The sequence below is a fragment of the Yersinia frederiksenii ATCC 33641 genome, assembly GCF_000754805.1.
Lineage (GTDB): Bacteria > Pseudomonadota > Gammaproteobacteria > Enterobacterales > Enterobacteriaceae > Yersinia > Yersinia frederiksenii.
In genome coordinates this window covers 3,047,470-3,064,335 of record NZ_KN150731.1, presented here as the reverse complement: position 1 = coordinate 3,064,335, position 16,866 = coordinate 3,047,470, and the positions used below count along the sequence as shown (strand labels likewise).

Below are 16,866 nucleotides of genomic sequence, written 5' to 3'. Positions count from 1 at the left end.
AGTCAGATAGCTTGATTAACCCGCAACTGCGATACGTTTCATATCGGTCATATACCCACGCAGCTTATGGCCTACAGCTTCGATTGGGTGATTGCGAATGGCTTCGTTAACATCGCGCAGTTGAGCATTATCTACCGCTGTACCGGCAATACTTTTACCTAAGTCCCCGGCTTGCAGAGAATCCATGAATTTGCCTTTCAGCAATGGAACTGCCGCGTTAGCAAACAGGTAGTTACCGTATTCCGCAGTATCAGAGATAACCACGTTCATCTCATACAGACGCTTACGGGCAATAGTGTTAGCAATCAATGGCAGCTCATGCAGAGATTCATAATAAGCAGACTCTTCGATGATGCCTGAATCAACCATAGTTTCGAATGCCAATTCTACCCCAGCTTTTACCATCGCAATCATCAACACGCCATGGTCGAAATATTCTTGCTCAGAGATTTTGCCTTCATATTGTGGCGCATTCTCAAATGCTGTTCTGCCAGTCTCTTCACGCCAGTTCAGCAATTTAACGTCGTCTTCAGCCCAATCAGCCATCATCCCGCTGGAGAATGCACCGGAAATGATATCGTCCATATGTTTCTGGAACAGCGGTGCCATGATCTCTTTCAGTTGCTCGGACAACGCATAAGCACGCAATTTAGCTGGGTTGGACAGACGGTCCATCATCAGCGTAATCCCGCCTTGTTTCAGTGCTTCAGTGATGGTTTCCCAACCGAATTGAATCAGTTTTTCAGCATAAGCGGCATCGGTACCCTCAGAAACCAGTTTGTCGAAGCACAGCAGTGAACCGGCCTGCAACATACCACACAGGATAGTTTGCTCGCCCATCAAGTCAGACTTCACTTCAGCCACAAAAGAGGATTCCAACACACCAGCACGGTGGCCGCCAGTCGCCGCAGCCCATGCCTTGGCAATCGCCATACCTTCGCCTTTAGGGTCGTTTTCCGGGTGAACCGCGATCAATGTCGGCACACCAAAACCACGTTTGTATTCTTCACGAACTTCGGTACCTGGGCATTTTGGCGCAACCATCACCACCGTAATGTCTTTGCGCACTTGCTCGCCCACTTCAACGATGTTGAAACCATGAGAATAACCCAGTGCTGCGCCATCTTTCATCAATGGCTGAATCGCCTGCACTACCGCAGAATGCTGTTTATCTGGCGTCAGGTTAACCACTAAATCTGCCTGTGGGATCAACTCTTCGTAGGTGCCTACTTTAAAGCCGTTCTCGGTCGCTTTACGCCATGAAGCGCGCTTCTCGGCAATCGCTTCTTTACGCAGGGCATAAGCCACATCCAAACCGGAGTCACGCATGTTCAAGCCTTGGTTCAAGCCTTGTGCGCCACAGCCGACAATCACCACTTTTTTCCCTTTCAGGTAGCCTGCTTCATCGGCGAATTCATCTCGTGCCATAAAGCGACACTTACCTAATTGCGCCAACTGCTGACGCAGGTTCAATGTGTTGAAATAGTTAGCCATGGTATTACTCCGTTCGGGTTCTGTTTTGTGGGTGCAGCTATTTTTTTTGGTTACTGCAAACGAATGTTGTATTTGTGTGCTGAATATTTTTCACATCCCCTGTCTGTGCTAGGGATTAGCTTGAATTCACTATATGACAGGAAATCCATTGCGGAAATTGATATATTGACAATGTCACATTGCAATTTTCGCAACGTTCTTTTCACATTCCCCGCGAGGGCAAGCGGCTATGGATTTACGCGACCTAAAATTATTCCTGCATTTGGCTGAAAGCCGCCATTTTGGCCGCTCAGCCAAGGCCATGCACGTCAGTCCATCCACCTTGTCGCGCCAGATCCAGCGGCTAGAAGAGACTATCGGCCAACCGCTATTTTTGCGTGATAACCGCACAGTACAATTGACGGATGCCGGTACTCAGCTGAAGGCTTTTGCTCAACAAACCTTGCTACAATATCAGCAATTACTTCATGCATTAGGCCAACATGGCCCGTCATTAAGTGGAGAGTTGCGGTTATTTTGCTCGGTCACTGCCGCTTACAGCCATTTGCCGCCCATTCTCGATCGTTTCCGAGCCCGCCATCCACTGGTTGAAATCAAACTCACCACTGGCGATGCGGCCGATGCTGTCGATAAAGTGCAATCCAATGAAGCTGATTTGGGGATTGCCGGTCGCCCTGAAGTTTTACCCACCAGCGTGGCCTTTACCCAAATTGGCGAGATCCCATTGGTGTTAATTGCCCCGGCTCTCCCCTGTGCAGTACGAGAGTTAGTGTCGGTTGAGCAGCCAGACTGGGCCAATGTTCCCTTTATTTTGCCGGAACACGGCCCATCACGAAAACGTATTGATTTGTGGTTCCGCCGCCAACGCATCACTAACCCATTGATATATGCTACCGTTTCCGGTCATGAGGCTATTGTGTCGATGGTGGCGTTAGGATGTGGCGTGGCGTTGATTCCATCGGTGGTCGTCGATAACAGCCCGGAACCGGTACGTAATCGAATCTCTCTATTGGATGATATCTCGCTGGTCGAACCCTTTGAGTTAGGTGTTTGTGTGCCCAAAAAGCGGCTCGATGAACCGCTGATTGAAGCATTTTGGCGGCTATTATAATAACTATGCCTTGAGTTAACTGGCATCAATAGCACTGACCCATAGCGTTTTAAATACTATTTATTGCTGAATACTGGATGGGTTATCCGCTGTTACAAAAGTATTGAGCATATTACTTTCTACATAAAAATCGATGCTCGAAAGTGGCGATTCTTGAGCAAGGAAGCTCCCCATTGCCCCGATTAATGAATTTATATCAGGCCCAACGTTAGCAAAAGTGTTGATAGTTCTATCTTTAATATTGATAATCTCCTGACCATAAATATCATATTCTTTATTCTGCCTACCTAGGATATCTTTAGACTTATTATATTTATATTCAATTTCACTATAGCCACTAACATTTCCATCAGTATCATAATTGGTATTAATGGTAACATTACGCTCACGAACACCTGAATCATTAAAATAATTCTCACTTGCACCTTTCAGAATATGGTTGATATATAACATCTCAGAGTATTTTATTATATTCCCCTGCATATTAAAACACTCACTTACAACCTTGGATCCCCCATTAACACTATATGTTATAAAAGTAGTAACTGACTTATACCTCCTATTCGCATTGCTGTCTAAAATTGCATACTCTATTATATTCTCTTTATCAACAACATTATCAATATATACTTTTAAATTAGTCTTTATTATATTCCCTTGCTTATCCAAACATTCACTTTTAATCTTTTTGATATCGCCTTCACCCTCAGGGCCATAGTGCGTAGTAATAACCACCGATTTATCAGTCTTACCAGTATCGCCGTCTGAAACTGTATATTTAGTTTTAACTCTCTTAATAAGAAGATCATTAACATAGTGTTCTTCAACCTCTTTGGTGATCTGTTGATTATAATTATAATTCGTAATTTTGACATTCTTCGAATCGTTCTTATGATCGGTCTCATGAACATTTTTTATTTTATTTTCCTGTTCATCAAAATAATCACTGTCGATATGTTCTTCACCTAATGGGCCATAGTATGTAGTCGCAACAGACGATTTATAATTCTTACCAGAATTGCTATCTGAAATTTTATATTTAGTTTTAATTTCATTAGAGGTATTTATCTCATTAGACTCTATTTTATTTCCCTGTCCATCAAAATCTTCACGGCAGGTACTGTAGACTTTACCCTTGGGGGTATAACGTGTAGTCAAAATGAATGATTTATAAATCTCACCAGTATTGCTATCTGAAACATTACTTTTAGTTTCAACTGTCTTATAAAGAACATCATTAAGCTTGCATACTTCAAACATGTTGATAGTATGTTTATTATTCTTATAGTGATAATTATATCTCGTGACGTTTACGGCCTTCCAACCGTTACGATGAGTGGTCTTATTAATAGTGCTTTTTTTCTTTCCATATTTATCTAAATAATCAGTTTGGATATTTACTGCACCACTTTTTAAGTAGAGTGTAGTTATAGTGGCCGATTTATAATCCTCACCAGTATTGCTGTCTGAAACTGTATATTTGGTTTCAATTTCTTTTGTCAAGATACCATTAGCACGGTACTCCTCAACCACTTTGGTGAGATGTCCATCTTTATTATGATATGCAACTTTGACGTACTTCGAACCACCACCAGAATCCACCTCAGTAACAATCTCTGTGGTATGGTTATTTTTAATATCACGCTCAATATGGACTTCTGTATAATTTTGATAATATGAATAGTACTTATTAACACTATCTGTTATTTTTTGCTCTTCAGTATAGGATAAATGATGGGAACTGATTATATCCCCATTACTATATACTTCAATATTAACTGACGCTCTATAAAGCTCATCACTGGGGTTATTTGAAAAAGCATAATTAGTTTCATGCAGAAAATAAAACGCACCATATTTATACAATATAATGACATTTTTTCTTACATTACCATTTGCATCTTTATATACATAGCTATTCTGTTTTCCAAGTTCATTAACTTCAGTTTCAAAATCAGAAATAGTTAGTGTATCTGATATAATTTTTGGTTCAGATATACTACTATTGGCATTATCTGAATGATTCGGTTCAGCATTAGAGGCCTTTTCTTGGGTAGCTACCAAACTTACCAAAATACTCATGTTTATAAACTCCATTATTTCATTAAGGACTACTCAACCCTATTAAGGGCAATACAATCGTGATTTAATAGATCATTAACTTCAGTCACATGATGATAATCAATTTAATTTATATTTCTCATATTTAAAGAATGTTTGAGGAAATATGAAATTTCAAAGTATTATTAATGCGGGAATGATAAATATAAAAAAACCCAACCTCGATTGAGATTGGGTTTAAATAAGGCAGGAAAATGAAGTTATATCTAACTACACCGACTAACCCGCTAAAAAGAATTTAAATGCCGGGTTATCCGTTTCATCATGGCAATCGTAGCCCAGTGCGCTCAAGTGCTGTTCAAATTGCGGTTCAGTTGCCGACAACTCAAACCCCGCCAGAACCCGACCAAAATCAGTGCCATGGCTGCGATAGTGAAACAGAGATATATTCCAATGTGTACCCAAGGTATGCAGAAACTTCAGCAATGCACCGGGTGACTCCGGGAATTCAAAGCTGAAAAGGCGCTCACGCAGCGGTTTGGAAGGACGCCCCCCAACCATATAGCGCACATGTAACTTCGCCATTTCGTCATCGGACAAATCGACGACCTGGTAACCTTTCTCCTGCAACTCGGACAAAATCTCCGCCCGCTCGGCATAACCGCGGGTTAAACGTACCCCGACGAAAATGCAGGCGTTATCTGCATCGGCATAACGGTAGTTAAATTCCGTCACTGAACGGCCGCCCAACAACTCACAAAAACGTAGGAAACTGCCCTTTTGTTCCGGGATGGTCACCGCCAGTAAGGCTTCGCGCTGCTCACCCAGTTCACAGCGTTCTGACACATAACGTAAACCGTGGAAGTTAACATTAGCGCCAGACAGCACATGAGCCAGCCGCTCACCTTTAATATTGTGCTGCTGAACATACTTTTTCAGCCCCGCCAGTGCCAACGCGCCTGAAGGCTCCGCAATGGCACGCACATCTTCAAATAAGTCTTTTACCGCCGCGCAGATAGCATCACTGTCGACAGTAATAACTTCGTCCAGATACTCCTGACACAAGCGGAAAGGCTCATCACCAATGCGTTTAACGGCCACACCTTCAGCAAACAGCCCGACACGCGCCAGATCCACCGGCTTACCTGCCTTCAACGCGGCCTGTAAACACGCGGAATCTTCAGCCTCAACCCCAATCACTTTAATCTGCGGCATCAGTTGCTTGATAAGCACCGCCACGCCGGCCACCAGCCCGCCACCGCCGACCGGGACAAATACCCGGTCAATATGTGCGTCTTGCTGGAGTAACTCCATCGCCAGTGTTCCCTGCCCGGCAATCACTGCCGGATGGTCAAACGGAGGCACAAAGGTATACCCCTGCTGCTGGGACAGTGTAATAGCTTTAGCTTTGGCTTCATCAAAATTGGCACCAAACAGCAGCACCTCACCACCAAAACTACGCACCGCATCAACTTTGATGTCAGCGGTTGCCACCGGCATCACAATCAGAGCCTTAATACCGAGTTTACTGGCCGAAAGCGCCACACCTTGCGCATGGTTACCCGCCGACGCGGTTATCACGCCACACGCTTTCTGCTCTTCATTCAACCCTGCCAACATGGCATACGCACCGCGTAGTTTAAAGCTGTGCACCGGTTGCCGGTCTTCTCGCTTCACCAAAATGGTATTACCCAGGCGGGAAGAGATTTTTTCCATCACTTGCAGCGGGGTGACTTGCGCCACCTCATACACCGGCGCACGAAGTATCGCCCGCAGATATTCTGCCCCACAAGGGGCAGCAGATAAGGGTTGAGATACCGCCATGGGTATTAGCCTCCCAGCTTACTTTTGTCGCGTACTGCACCTTTGTCGGCACTGGTTGCCAGCAGGGCATAAGCGCGCAGGGCATAAGAAACCTGACGTTCGCGGGCTTTAGGTGACCATGCGGCATCACCACGGGCCTCTTCAGTTTCACGACGAGCAGCCAGCTCAGACTCACTCACATCCAATTTAATGCCACGGTTCGGGATATCGATATCAATGAAATCGCCATCTTGTACCAAACCAATCAGGCCACCACTGGCCGCTTCCGGAGAAACGTGACCAATTGACAGACCAGAAGTCCCGCCAGAGAACCGGCCATCCGTCAGCAATGCGCAGCTCTTACCCAGCCCCATGGATTTCAGATAAGTGGTCGGATACAGCATTTCCTGCATCCCCGGCCCGCCTTTCGGCCCTTCGTAGCGAATAACAACCACATCACCCGCCACCACTTTACCGCCCAGAATAGCGGCTACTGCATCATCCTGACTTTCATAAACTTTAGCCGGGCCACGGAAGGTCAAACTGTCTTTATCCACACCCGCGGTTTTCACAATGCTCCCATCAGCGGCGATATTACCGTACAACACGGCCAAACCACCGTCCTGGCTGTAAGCATGTTCACGGGTACGGATACACCCCTCTTGGCGGTCAGTATCCAGTGATGGGAAACGGCAATCCTGAGAGAAGGCTTTGGTGGTACGGATACCCGCCGGGCCTGCAGAGTACATGCTTTTGACCTTTTCATCGCCGGTCAGCATCACATCATAAGCCGCCAATGTTTGTGGCAGATCCAGCCCTAATACGTTACGGACGTCGCGGTTAAGCAACCCGGCGCGATCCAGCTCACCTAAAATACCGATGACACCACCGGCGCGGTGCACGTCTTCCATATGGTATTTCTGAGTGCTCGGCGCCACTTTGCACAAATGAGGCACCTGACGAGATAAACGGTCGATATCGCTGATATCGAAATCAATATCCCCTTCCTGTGCCGCTGCCAGCAAGTGCAGCACGGTATTGGTGGAACCGCCCATAGCGATATCCAGCGTCATGGCATTTTCAAATGCTGCTTTGTTGGCGATGCTACGCGGCAAGGCACTGATATCATCCTGTTCGTAATAACGTTTGGTCAGCTCGACAATATGCTTGCCCGCATCCAGGAACAGTTGCTTACGATCCGCATGAGTTGCCAGCAATGAGCCGTTACCCGGCAGAGCCAGCCCCAGCGCTTCATTCAGGCAGTTCATCGAGTTGGCGGTAAACATCCCAGAACAAGAGCCGCAAGTTGGGCAGGCAGAGCGCTCAATCTGCTCACTGTCGGCGTCACTGACATTGGGGTTAGCCCCCTGAATCATGGCATCCACCAGATCCAGCTTGATGATTTTGTCGGACAGCTTGGTTTTACCGGCTTCCATCGGGCCGCCGGACACAAAGATCACCGGAATATTCAGGCGCAGAGATGCCATCAGCATCCCTGGGGTAATTTTGTCGCAGTTTGAAATGCAGACCATGGCATCCGCGCAATGGGCATTAACCATGTACTCTACAGAGTCGGCAATCAATTCACGTGAAGGCAATGAATAGAGCATGCCGCCGTGGCCCATTGCTATCCCATCATCCACCGCAATAGTGTTGAACTCTTTAGCCACGCCGCCAGACGCTTCAATTTGCTCCGCTACCAGTTTTCCTAAGTCGCGCAAATGAACGTGGCCCGGTACAAACTGGGTAAATGAGTTAACTACCGCAATAATCGGTTTGCCGAAGTCATCATCGGTCATACCGGTAGCGCGCCACAGTGCGCGGGCGCCGGCCATATTGCGGCCATGGGTGGTGGTATGGGAACGGTACTTAGGCATTGTCTCTTCACTCCAGGTTATTCTGTATTGCAGGTGGCGAACGAACCACCTGCTTATTCTATCTGCGATAAATTAACGCGGGTTGATTGGATCCAACCAGCCCCACTTGTCCTCGGTCTCACCGGTGAACAGGCCGAAGAAGGCTTGTTGAATCTTGCCGGTAATCGGGCCGCGTTTACCAATGCCGACCTGAATGCCATCCACACTACGAACCGGGGTAATTTCTGCCGCAGTACCGGACATAAACACTTCATCCGCTAGATAGAGAGATTCACGTGACAAGACTTGCTCACGGACTTCCAGACCCATATCTTTAGCCAGTTTGATGATAGCGTCGCGCGTGATACCTGGCAGAGCAGAAGAGGTAAATGGCGGTGTGAACAGAATGCCATCTTTCACTTCAAACAGGTTTTCACCGGCACCTTCAGACAGGAAACCGTGAATATCCAGCGCAATCCCTTCTTGATAGCCGTGGCGGCGTGCTTCACTGCCCACCAGCAAGGAAGACAAATAGTTGCCTCCAGCTTTAGCGGCGGTTGGAATGGTGTTGGGTGCAACACGGTTCCATGAAGAAACCATGGCATCAATACCTTGCTCCAGAGCTTCTGCACCCAGATAGGCACCCCATGGGAAGGCCGCAATGATGACATCCGTCTTATAACCATCTGGCGGATTAACACCCATGCCGACATCACCAATAAACACCAATGGGCGGATATAAGCGCTGGTCAGATTATTTTTACGCAGTGTCTCGCGACAAGCTTCCATCAGCTCATCCACCGACTGAGAAACTGGCATACGGTAAATTTTGGCGGAGTCATGCAGGCGCTGCATGTGTTCGCGGTGACGGAAAACAACTGGCCCTTTATGGGATTCGTAGCAACGGACACCTTCGAAGACTGACGTGCCATAGTGTAACGCGTGAGACATCACATGAACTTTAGCCTCTGCCCACGGAACCATTTCGCCGTTAAACCAAATGTAATCAGCTTTCTTCGTCATTCTTTTCTTTCCTTGTGGCGCATCAGGCGCGTATCTGTAATGTATTAGGTTGTAGGATCTCGACGCAGGCGACATCCATAAGCTTACTCAGCTGAGAAGACAGTAAATCGACAGGACGTTGGCTGGCAACGGTCAATTCAATATTAATATTCTCGGCATTAATCGTTGGCGACATATTCATAGCACAAACCTGAAAACCGCGGTGCCGCACAACCCGCAATACACGCTCTAACATCTCAGGGCGGAAGCGGGCTTGGATAGAGAGTTGATGTTGCATCATGAGATTTTCTCCAGCATGGTTTCATTACCTGCGCCTGGCGGCACTAACGGCCAAACGTTTTCGAGTTCGTCGATGGAAACCTGGAGTAAATAAGGGCCTTCACTGTTAAACAGCGCATCCAGAGCGGCGTCGACTTGGTCTTTGCGGGTGATACGTTGGCCGGGGATATTGAAAGCACTGGCCAGTGTGATGAAATCGGGGTTATCAGAAAGATTGGTTTCGCTATAACGTCCATCAAAAAACAGTTGCTGCCACTGTCGTACCATACCCAATCGCTGGTTATCCAACAAAACGATTTTCAATGGCAACTGTTTTCGTTTTATCGTGCCCAACTCCTGAACATTCATCATAAACGAGCCATCGCCGGAGACACAGATAACCATGTCATCAGGGCGAGCCATTTGCGCACCAACGGCTGCGGGAACACCAAAGCCCATCGTGCCCAAACCGCTGGAAGTGATGAAATTCTCAGGGCGGGTAAAGCTCATGTGCTGTGCAGTCCACATCTGGTGCTGGCCTACATCGGTGGTTACCACGGTTTGTGGGGCTTTGCGTTCAGAGATTTGCTTAAGCAATAATGGGGCATAAATTGCCTGGCCGGGGTGATCATAACGCCAGCTATGCTGTTGTTTTAACGTCATAACCTCATCGCGCCATGGCTGAATATTCAGCGATTGCTGTAAAGCGGGCAATAATACTTTTAAATCGCCCTGTAATGCGACGTGCGCCTGACGCAATTTACCCAGCTCGGCCGGATCGATATCCATATGGATAACTTTTGCTTTTGCGGCGAATGTATTCAGTTTCCCTGTTACGCGGTCATCAAAACGGGCACCCACAGCGATTAATAAATCACAATCTTGTACCGCAAAGTTCGCCGCTTTAGTGCCGTGCATACCTAACATACCCAAATAACAAGGATGCTCACTATCGGGTGCGCCCAAACCTTTCAACGTCGCGACCGCAGGCACACCGGTGACGTCGATAAACTGGCGTAATGCCGGAACCGCCTGCGCCATGCCAACACCACCACCAACATACAGCATAGGTTTTTTAGCTGTCGCCAACATATCCCAGGCCTGTTGTAACTCCGCGGCAGAATCAACCAAATGCTCTTCAACTGGCATCAAGTGTGGGGTCAACTCGCCTACAGCTAACTGAATGTCTTTCGGGATATCGATTAAAACCGGCCCAGGGCGGCCGCTGGTAGCAATAGCAAAAGCTTCAGCCATAATGCCCGGCAATGCATCCAGTGATTCAACCAAGAAACTGTGTTTGGTACAGGCCAGCGACAGGCCCAGTACATCAATCTCCTGAAAGGCATCGGTACCGATTAATGCGGAACCAACCTGGCCGGTGATAGCAATAACTGGCACAGAATCTAGTAAAGCATCAGCCAAACCGGTGATCAGATTAGTGGCTCCGGGGCCGGAAGTGGCAATACACACCCCGACTTTACCGGTTGCACGCGCGTAACCGATAGCGGCAATCGCAGCGCCCTGCTCATGGCGGCAGAGCAAATGCTCGACACCACCATCATACAAAGCATCGTAGACAGGCATAATCGCCCCGCCCGGATAGCCGAATACCGTATCAACACCCTGTGCACGCAACGCTTGAACCACCCACTGAGCACCATTCATAGTTATTTCCCCGACCTTTTGCGGGAGGCACAGGATTTTATTCTGTTGTGCATTTTATGTTCCTCGCGTCTTTTAACGTACCAATAAAAAAACCCCCGGACCTTTCGGTGCGGGGGTTCTCTTGAGATTAAGGCTTGATTTTTATGCCTTTATTCGTCCAAGTGCAGCCCCGCACGGTGGGATAATAATCACCACCACGCTAATTAGGACTAGGTTAATCACTTGGACAATCGCTTTCATAATTAGGTTGTTCATCTATCTAGTGTCGAACGAATACCTACAGAGTTATCACAGTTATTGGTTATCTGACAATGTTTATTTAAATTATTATTTTGTGAGTGTCGCCGCGAAATACAATAAACATATTATTTATCAACCAGTAAAAGCCACATTGATAGTTTGGTCTTTTTTTGCAGCCTGTATCGCAATTTTTGATTTTCACATTGTGATTGCAGAAAAACTTCTCGTGAGGTTTCGCAAACCAATCCTTTTTCTGTGTGCCGAAAAAAAACCTGCGGCATTCTACAGCCACGCCCAGACACCAAGGACGCATCACGGTAGAGGAAGGCATCATGTCACTGGCAACTATTCATACTCGCGCCACTTTAGGTATTCAGGCTCCTTCAGTCACCGTTGAAGTCCATATCAGCAATGGATTACCGGGGTTGGTCTTGGTTGGCTTACCAGAAACGACGGTAAAAGAGGCGCGGGATAGAGTCCGTAGTGCATTAATCAACAGTGGTTTCACCTTTCCCGCCAAACGGATCACGGTCAGTTTGGCTCCGGCGGATTTACCCAAAGAAGGTGGGCGTTATGACCTGCCTATCGCTTTAGCCATATTGGCAGCTTCAGAACAGATTCCTGCGGATAAATTAACGCACTATGAGTTCCTGGGAGAGCTAGCCCTATCGGGGGCGCTAAGGCGGGTTAACGGCGCGATTCCAGCGGCGCTAGCCAGTAGCCTGGCCCATCGGCAATTAATTCTGCCAACAGCGAACAGCCTTGAAATAGGGCTTATTCCACAGGGCAACAGCTGGGTTGCTGACCATTTGTTAGCGGTATGCGGTTTTTTACAAGGCGAAAATACCCTCGAGCAAGGTCAATCTATTGAACATGCTACAGAGTATGATAATCATCTTGATCTACAAGATATCATTGGGCAATCACAGGCTAAACGCGCACTAGAGATAGCGGCTGCCGGTGGTCATAACCTGCTGTTACTCGGGCCACCGGGTACTGGCAAAACCATGCTTGCCAATCGGTTAACCGGATTATTACCACCACTAACAGATCAAGAAGCACTGGAAGCCGCAGCCATTAATGGCTTACTACACAGCAATGAGCTACCGACTCAATGGCGCTGTCGAGCTTTTCGCGCCCCACATCATAGTGCCTCGATGGCCGCACTGATTGGCGGTGGTTCCATTCCCCGCCCTGGAGAAATATCACTTGCACACAATGGCGTCCTTTTTCTGGATGAACTGCCGGAGTTTGAACGTCGGGTACTGGATTCACTGCGTGAACCACTAGAGTCTGGTGAAATTATTATTTCCCGTGCGGCAGCCAAAGTGTGTTTCCCGGCTAGAGTACAGCTTATCGCAGCAATGAATCCTAGCCCTAGTGGTCACTATCAAGGTATCCATAACCGAACATCACCACAGCAAGTCCTGCGCTATTTGGCAAAATTGTCTGGCCCGTTTTTGGACCGATTTGATTTATCGATAGAAGTACCCTTACTGCCCGCAGGAATGCTGGGCGCGCAAAAACATCAGGGGGAGAACAGTGAAACCGTCAAGCAGCGGGTATTACAAGCAAGACAAAGGCAGTTGGATCGGACAGGAAAAGTAAACACGCAACTTAGCAGTCAGGACGTGGCCGAACATTGTTATTTAACACCTGAGAATGCTGTATTTTTGGAACAAGTTCTGCTGACTCTGGGGTTATCTGTGCGCGCCTGGCACCATATTTTGAAAGTCGCCCGGACGATTGCGGATCTCGCTCTGGAAGACAATATCCAAAAAAAACATCTTGCCGAAGCACTGAGCTATCGTTGCATGGACCGGCTACTTTTGCAGTTGCATAAGAGCCTAATGTGAAAAATAAAAAAGGGGCATAAGCCCCTCAATATCGTACCTAATATCATTAGAGTCGCAGAAAGGTAGCAAGCAACTGCATCCCGATAAGCTTACAAAAGTAAGTAATTCGAGTGGATGCACATAGCTACCCCCCTACGGCTTTAGGTACGATACTAATCGTCGCTATCGGTATAGTCTTCCACTGCATCCATCTGCGGCTTGCCGCCAGACAGCGTGTGGAAACGTTTAGGGCGACGAGTCCGGGTCACATATTTGGACCAGACTTTTTCCTCAGCACTGACAGGCTCACGTTCGCCGCGGCATACAGCTACAAACGAATGCTCTTCTTCAGTTGCTGGTTCGCGTTTCCCGAGATCGAGTTCGTTAAAAGCATGGCCGTAGCGCTCTAGTAATTGCGCCTCTTTAATGGTGAAATCGCCGTGACGCGAGAACCCGCGAGGATAATGTTTATTATCAAAAAAACGATTGGTCGTGATGAAGCTATCCGCCATCTGACACGCTCCTAATTCTCTCATGGTCGTGCTGTTTATGGCGCGGAGTATTAGATAGGCTTGACATCGTGTAAAACAAAACATTTAAATCTTAACGACAAAAAAAATTGGAGATAGGTGTGGATACCGAATTACTGAAAACCTTTTTGGAGGTCAGTAGAACTCGCCACTTTGGTCGCGCAGCTGAATCTTTGTACTTAACGCAGTCCGCGGTAAGTTTTCGTATCCGTCAGTTGGAAAATCAATTAGGTGCAAATTTATTCACTCGTCATCGCAATAATATTCGTCTGACCCCGGCAGGCGAAAGGCTGCTGCCCTACGCCGAAACCTTGATGAGTACCTGGCAGCTAGCCAAAAAAGAGGTGGTACATTCGCTGCAACACACCGAGTTGTCCATTGGTGCAACCGCATCACTTTGGGAGGCCTATCTCACTCCCTGGTTGCAACAGTTATATAAACAACGCGAAGCATTGCGCCTTGAGGCACGTATTGCACTGCGACAATCATTGGTGAAGCAGTTACACGAACGGCAACTGGATTTATTGATAACGACCGAAGCCCCTAAAATGGACGAATTGGCCAGTTTGCTGTTAGGGCATTTCTCGCTACGGCTGTTCTCATCTTCCCCCCTTGATCTAGCAGAAGAAGCTGATGGTGAAACCGAGCATAAAAATGCAATTGAGGCACCGTATATCAAACTTGAATGGGGGGCTGATTTCCATCAGCAAGAGAATAGATTGCTCAATAGCGAGCAGATGCCGGTACTGACCACGACCTCGGCCCATTTAACCCGCAAACTGTTAGAAACTACCGGTGGTTGTGCTTTTCTACCCGAACATTGGCAAAAAGAGTATCCACAGCTGGTCATTAACGCTGATATACCGCCAATCGTGCGGCCACTGTATGCCGTTTGGTTGCAAAACAGTGACCAGCAGACATTAATCCGACAGCTACTAAAAACACCAATGAATAACGCAGCACAGAGCGCTATACAGGATTAAGCGGTGGCGGCTGAGGGCGAGTTCGACGATTTAAGTAAAAAGCACTCATCGCCTTCTGGATAGCAATAAAGCTGAATAACAAAATTCCGATGACAATTTTGGTCCACCATGAACTGAGTGTGCCATCGAAAGTAATGTAGCTCTGTATCAGGCCCTGAATCAAAACACCAAACAGGGTGCCAAAGACGGTACCGATGCCACCGGTTAGTAATGTGCCACCGATAACAACAGCGGCAATAGCATCCAGCTCAACACCACTGGCCGCCAATGCATAACCAGCTGAGGTATAGAGAGAAAAGACAATTCCAGACAGTGCTGCCAATGTGCTCGACAGCATGTAGATTTTTATCGTAGTTTGTCGGACTGGAACCCCCATCAGAGCAGCTGAAACGCTGTTGCCCCCTATGGCATAGACGTTATGGCCAAAGCGGGTTCGATGGGCCAGCAAAATACCAAACGCTACCACCAAAAGCATGATGAGGGCTAGCAGAGTAAAACGCCCACCACCGGGGACCTTCCAGGCATAATTCGCCAACGTGGCATAAAGCGGGTGATCAATGGGGATGGACTCTTCAGAGACAATAAAGCTCATACCGCGAACAAAAAACATCCCGGCGAGGGTAATGATAAATGCAGGCAGTTTCAGGGAATCAATAATCCAGCCCATTAATGCGCCAAACATCGCCCCCATCACTAGAACTATGGCAAAAGCATACACTGGGTGAATACCATAAGTGCCAATTAACTTCGCCAGCAGCACCCCCGTAAATGCAATGACGGAGCCGACAGATAAATCGATACCTCCCGATAAGATGACAAAAGTCATACCCACAGCAACAATGCCCAGAAAGGCATTATCTGTCAGTAAATCACACCACACTCGAGTAGATGAAAAGCTAGGGAACTGGCTGAGACAAAATGCATATCCCAGAATAAAAACGGCGATAGTCATCAGCAAAGGGATATTACGCTTTAACATTATTTTCGCCTCCGGAAGATATGGCTTAATGAAATCATCGGTGACTGCACCACCAGAACGGCAAGCACAACAATGGCCTTAAGAACCAGATTGAATTCCGGTTGATAACCCGAAAGTAAAATCCCAGTATTCATTCCCTGAATAATCAAAGCGCCAATAACTGAGAGCAAAAGATTAAAACGTCCCCCCATTAATGAAGCTCCACCGATAACCACAGCTAAAATGGCATCCAGTTCCAGCCAGAGGCCGGCATTGTTCGCATCTGCGCCCCGAATATCTGCGGTCACAATAATTCCCGCAACTGCCGCGCAAATACCGCAAATCACATACACGGCAATCAGTACCAGACGAGTACTCACCCCCGCATTACGTGCTGAGCGTAAGTTGATACCGACCGACTCAATAAATAGCCCCAGTGCTGTTTTACGAGTCAATAACCACACAATAATCAGCATACCCAATGCAATAACCACTGACATCGGCATATACATCAAAGTACTGCTACCTAATTTTGCCAAACCACCGCTATCAAATGTAACGATTTGCCCTTCTGTAATCAGTTGGGCTATACCTCGCCCTGCTACCATTAACATCAATGTGGCGACAATCGGTTGAATTTGTAATACCGCCACTAAAAAACCATTCCATAGTCCACACAATGCTCCGACCGTAAGTGCCGCTACCAAGACCATTGGTAAAGGATATCCTGCGCTAGTCAGCGTCGCCGCTGTCGCACCCGCGATTGCCATCACGGCACCGACAGATAAATCAATACCCCCCGTCGCGATAACCAATGTCATCCCCAGCGCCAATAAAGCGACGGGAGCACCACGATTTAAGATATCAATCACACTGCCAAACAGCCGCCCGTCTTGAATATGAATTGAGAAAAAATGTGGGGCAACCAGACTATCAATCAATAAAATAACTGCCAGAGCACCAAACTGAGTGGCACCTTTCGGCAAGACCCATTTAACTTTGCGCGGCCGTTGTGTCATTGACAGGCTCCTGTTTCCCATAAGGTCACT

14 protein-coding genes are annotated in these 16,866 nt (G+C 47.3%); 3 read left to right on the top strand and 11 right to left on the bottom strand.

Annotated features, from left to right (window positions below; translation table 11 throughout):
• Positions 1–15: 15 nt before the first annotated feature.
• Complete coding sequence (gene ilvC / locus DJ58_RS08225) at positions 16–1,494, bottom strand: ketol-acid reductoisomerase (protein ID WP_004710080.1); 1,479 nt, start codon at positions 1,492–1,494, stop codon at positions 16–18.
• Positions 1,495–1,723: 229 nt separating this feature from the next.
• Here ilvC and ilvY point away from each other — a divergent pair, with 229 nt between their 5' ends.
• On the top strand, positions 1,724–2,605 hold the full coding sequence (gene ilvY / locus DJ58_RS08230) for an HTH-type transcriptional activator IlvY (RefSeq protein WP_004710077.1): 882 nt from the start codon (positions 1,724–1,726) through the stop codon (positions 2,603–2,605).
• A gap of 60 nt (positions 2,606–2,665) precedes the next feature.
• Here the strand turns inward: ilvY and DJ58_RS08235 are convergent, their stop codons facing one another.
• The 7 genes from DJ58_RS08235 to ilvL form a co-directional block, all read right to left on the bottom strand.
• Positions 2,666–4,687: a hypothetical protein gene (locus tag DJ58_RS08235; RefSeq protein ID WP_032911348.1), complete on the bottom strand. Its 2,022-nt coding sequence runs from the start codon at positions 4,685–4,687 to the stop codon at positions 2,666–2,668.
• A 258-nt stretch (positions 4,688–4,945) separates the two neighbouring features.
• Positions 4,946–6,490, bottom strand: coding sequence for a threonine ammonia-lyase, biosynthetic (gene ilvA / locus DJ58_RS08240; RefSeq protein ID WP_004710073.1), 1,545 nt, complete (start codon positions 6,488–6,490; stop codon positions 4,946–4,948).
• A gap of 5 nt (positions 6,491–6,495) precedes the next feature.
• Positions 6,496–8,346, bottom strand: a complete 1,851-nt coding sequence (gene ilvD / locus DJ58_RS08245) for a dihydroxy-acid dehydratase (RefSeq protein ID WP_004710071.1) — start codon at positions 8,344–8,346, stop codon at positions 6,496–6,498.
• A 72-nt stretch (positions 8,347–8,418) separates the two neighbouring features.
• Complete coding sequence (locus DJ58_RS08250) at positions 8,419–9,348, bottom strand: branched-chain amino acid transaminase (RefSeq protein WP_004710070.1); 930 nt, start codon at positions 9,346–9,348, stop codon at positions 8,419–8,421.
• A gap of 22 nt (positions 9,349–9,370) precedes the next feature.
• Positions 9,371–9,628: an acetolactate synthase 2 small subunit gene (gene ilvM / locus DJ58_RS08255; RefSeq protein WP_032911346.1), complete on the bottom strand. Its 258-nt coding sequence runs from the start codon at positions 9,626–9,628 to the stop codon at positions 9,371–9,373.
• Positions 9,625–11,271, bottom strand: a complete 1,647-nt coding sequence (gene ilvG, locus DJ58_RS08260; RefSeq protein ID WP_004710067.1) for an acetolactate synthase 2 catalytic subunit — start codon at positions 11,269–11,271, stop codon at positions 9,625–9,627. The genes ilvM and ilvG overlap by 4 nt, the downstream gene beginning before the upstream one ends.
• A gap of 141 nt (positions 11,272–11,412) precedes the next feature.
• Positions 11,413–11,511 (bottom strand): ilv operon leader peptide, encoded by a 99-nt coding sequence (ilvL, locus tag DJ58_RS22790; RefSeq protein WP_071817873.1) that lies wholly within the window; start codon positions 11,509–11,511, stop codon positions 11,413–11,415.
• Positions 11,512–11,843: 332 nt separating this feature from the next.
• Here ilvL and DJ58_RS08265 point away from each other — a divergent pair, with 332 nt between their 5' ends.
• A complete protein-coding gene (locus DJ58_RS08265; RefSeq protein WP_004710066.1) occupies positions 11,844–13,367 on the top strand; it encodes a YifB family Mg chelatase-like AAA ATPase in 1,524 nt (507 codons plus the stop codon).
• Positions 13,368–13,519: 152 nt separating this feature from the next.
• Here the strand turns inward: DJ58_RS08265 and DJ58_RS08270 are convergent, their stop codons facing one another.
• A complete protein-coding gene (locus DJ58_RS08270; protein WP_004710064.1) occupies positions 13,520–13,858 on the bottom strand; it encodes a MaoP family protein in 339 nt (112 codons plus the stop codon).
• Between the two features lie 119 nt (positions 13,859–13,977).
• On the opposite strand from DJ58_RS08270, the gene hdfR reads away from it, so the two are divergent.
• On the top strand, positions 13,978–14,859 hold the full coding sequence (hdfR, locus tag DJ58_RS08275) for an HTH-type transcriptional regulator HdfR (protein WP_032911343.1): 882 nt from the start codon (positions 13,978–13,980) through the stop codon (positions 14,857–14,859).
• On the opposite strand, the gene yjfF is transcribed toward hdfR, so the two are convergent.
• Both yjfF and ytfT read right to left on the bottom strand, forming a co-directional pair.
• Complete coding sequence (gene yjfF / locus DJ58_RS08280) at positions 14,846–15,838, bottom strand: galactofuranose ABC transporter, permease protein YjfF (protein WP_032911341.1); 993 nt, start codon at positions 15,836–15,838, stop codon at positions 14,846–14,848. The two genes, hdfR and yjfF, sit on opposite strands and share 14 nt — an antisense overlap.
• The gene (gene ytfT / locus DJ58_RS08285) at positions 15,838–16,857 is read right to left on the bottom strand and encodes a galactofuranose ABC transporter, ATP-binding protein YtfT (RefSeq protein WP_072187058.1); all 1,020 of its coding nucleotides are present in this window, start codon (positions 16,855–16,857) and stop codon (positions 15,838–15,840) included. The genes yjfF and ytfT overlap by 1 nt, the downstream gene beginning before the upstream one ends.
• Positions 16,858–16,866 lie beyond the last annotated feature (9 nt).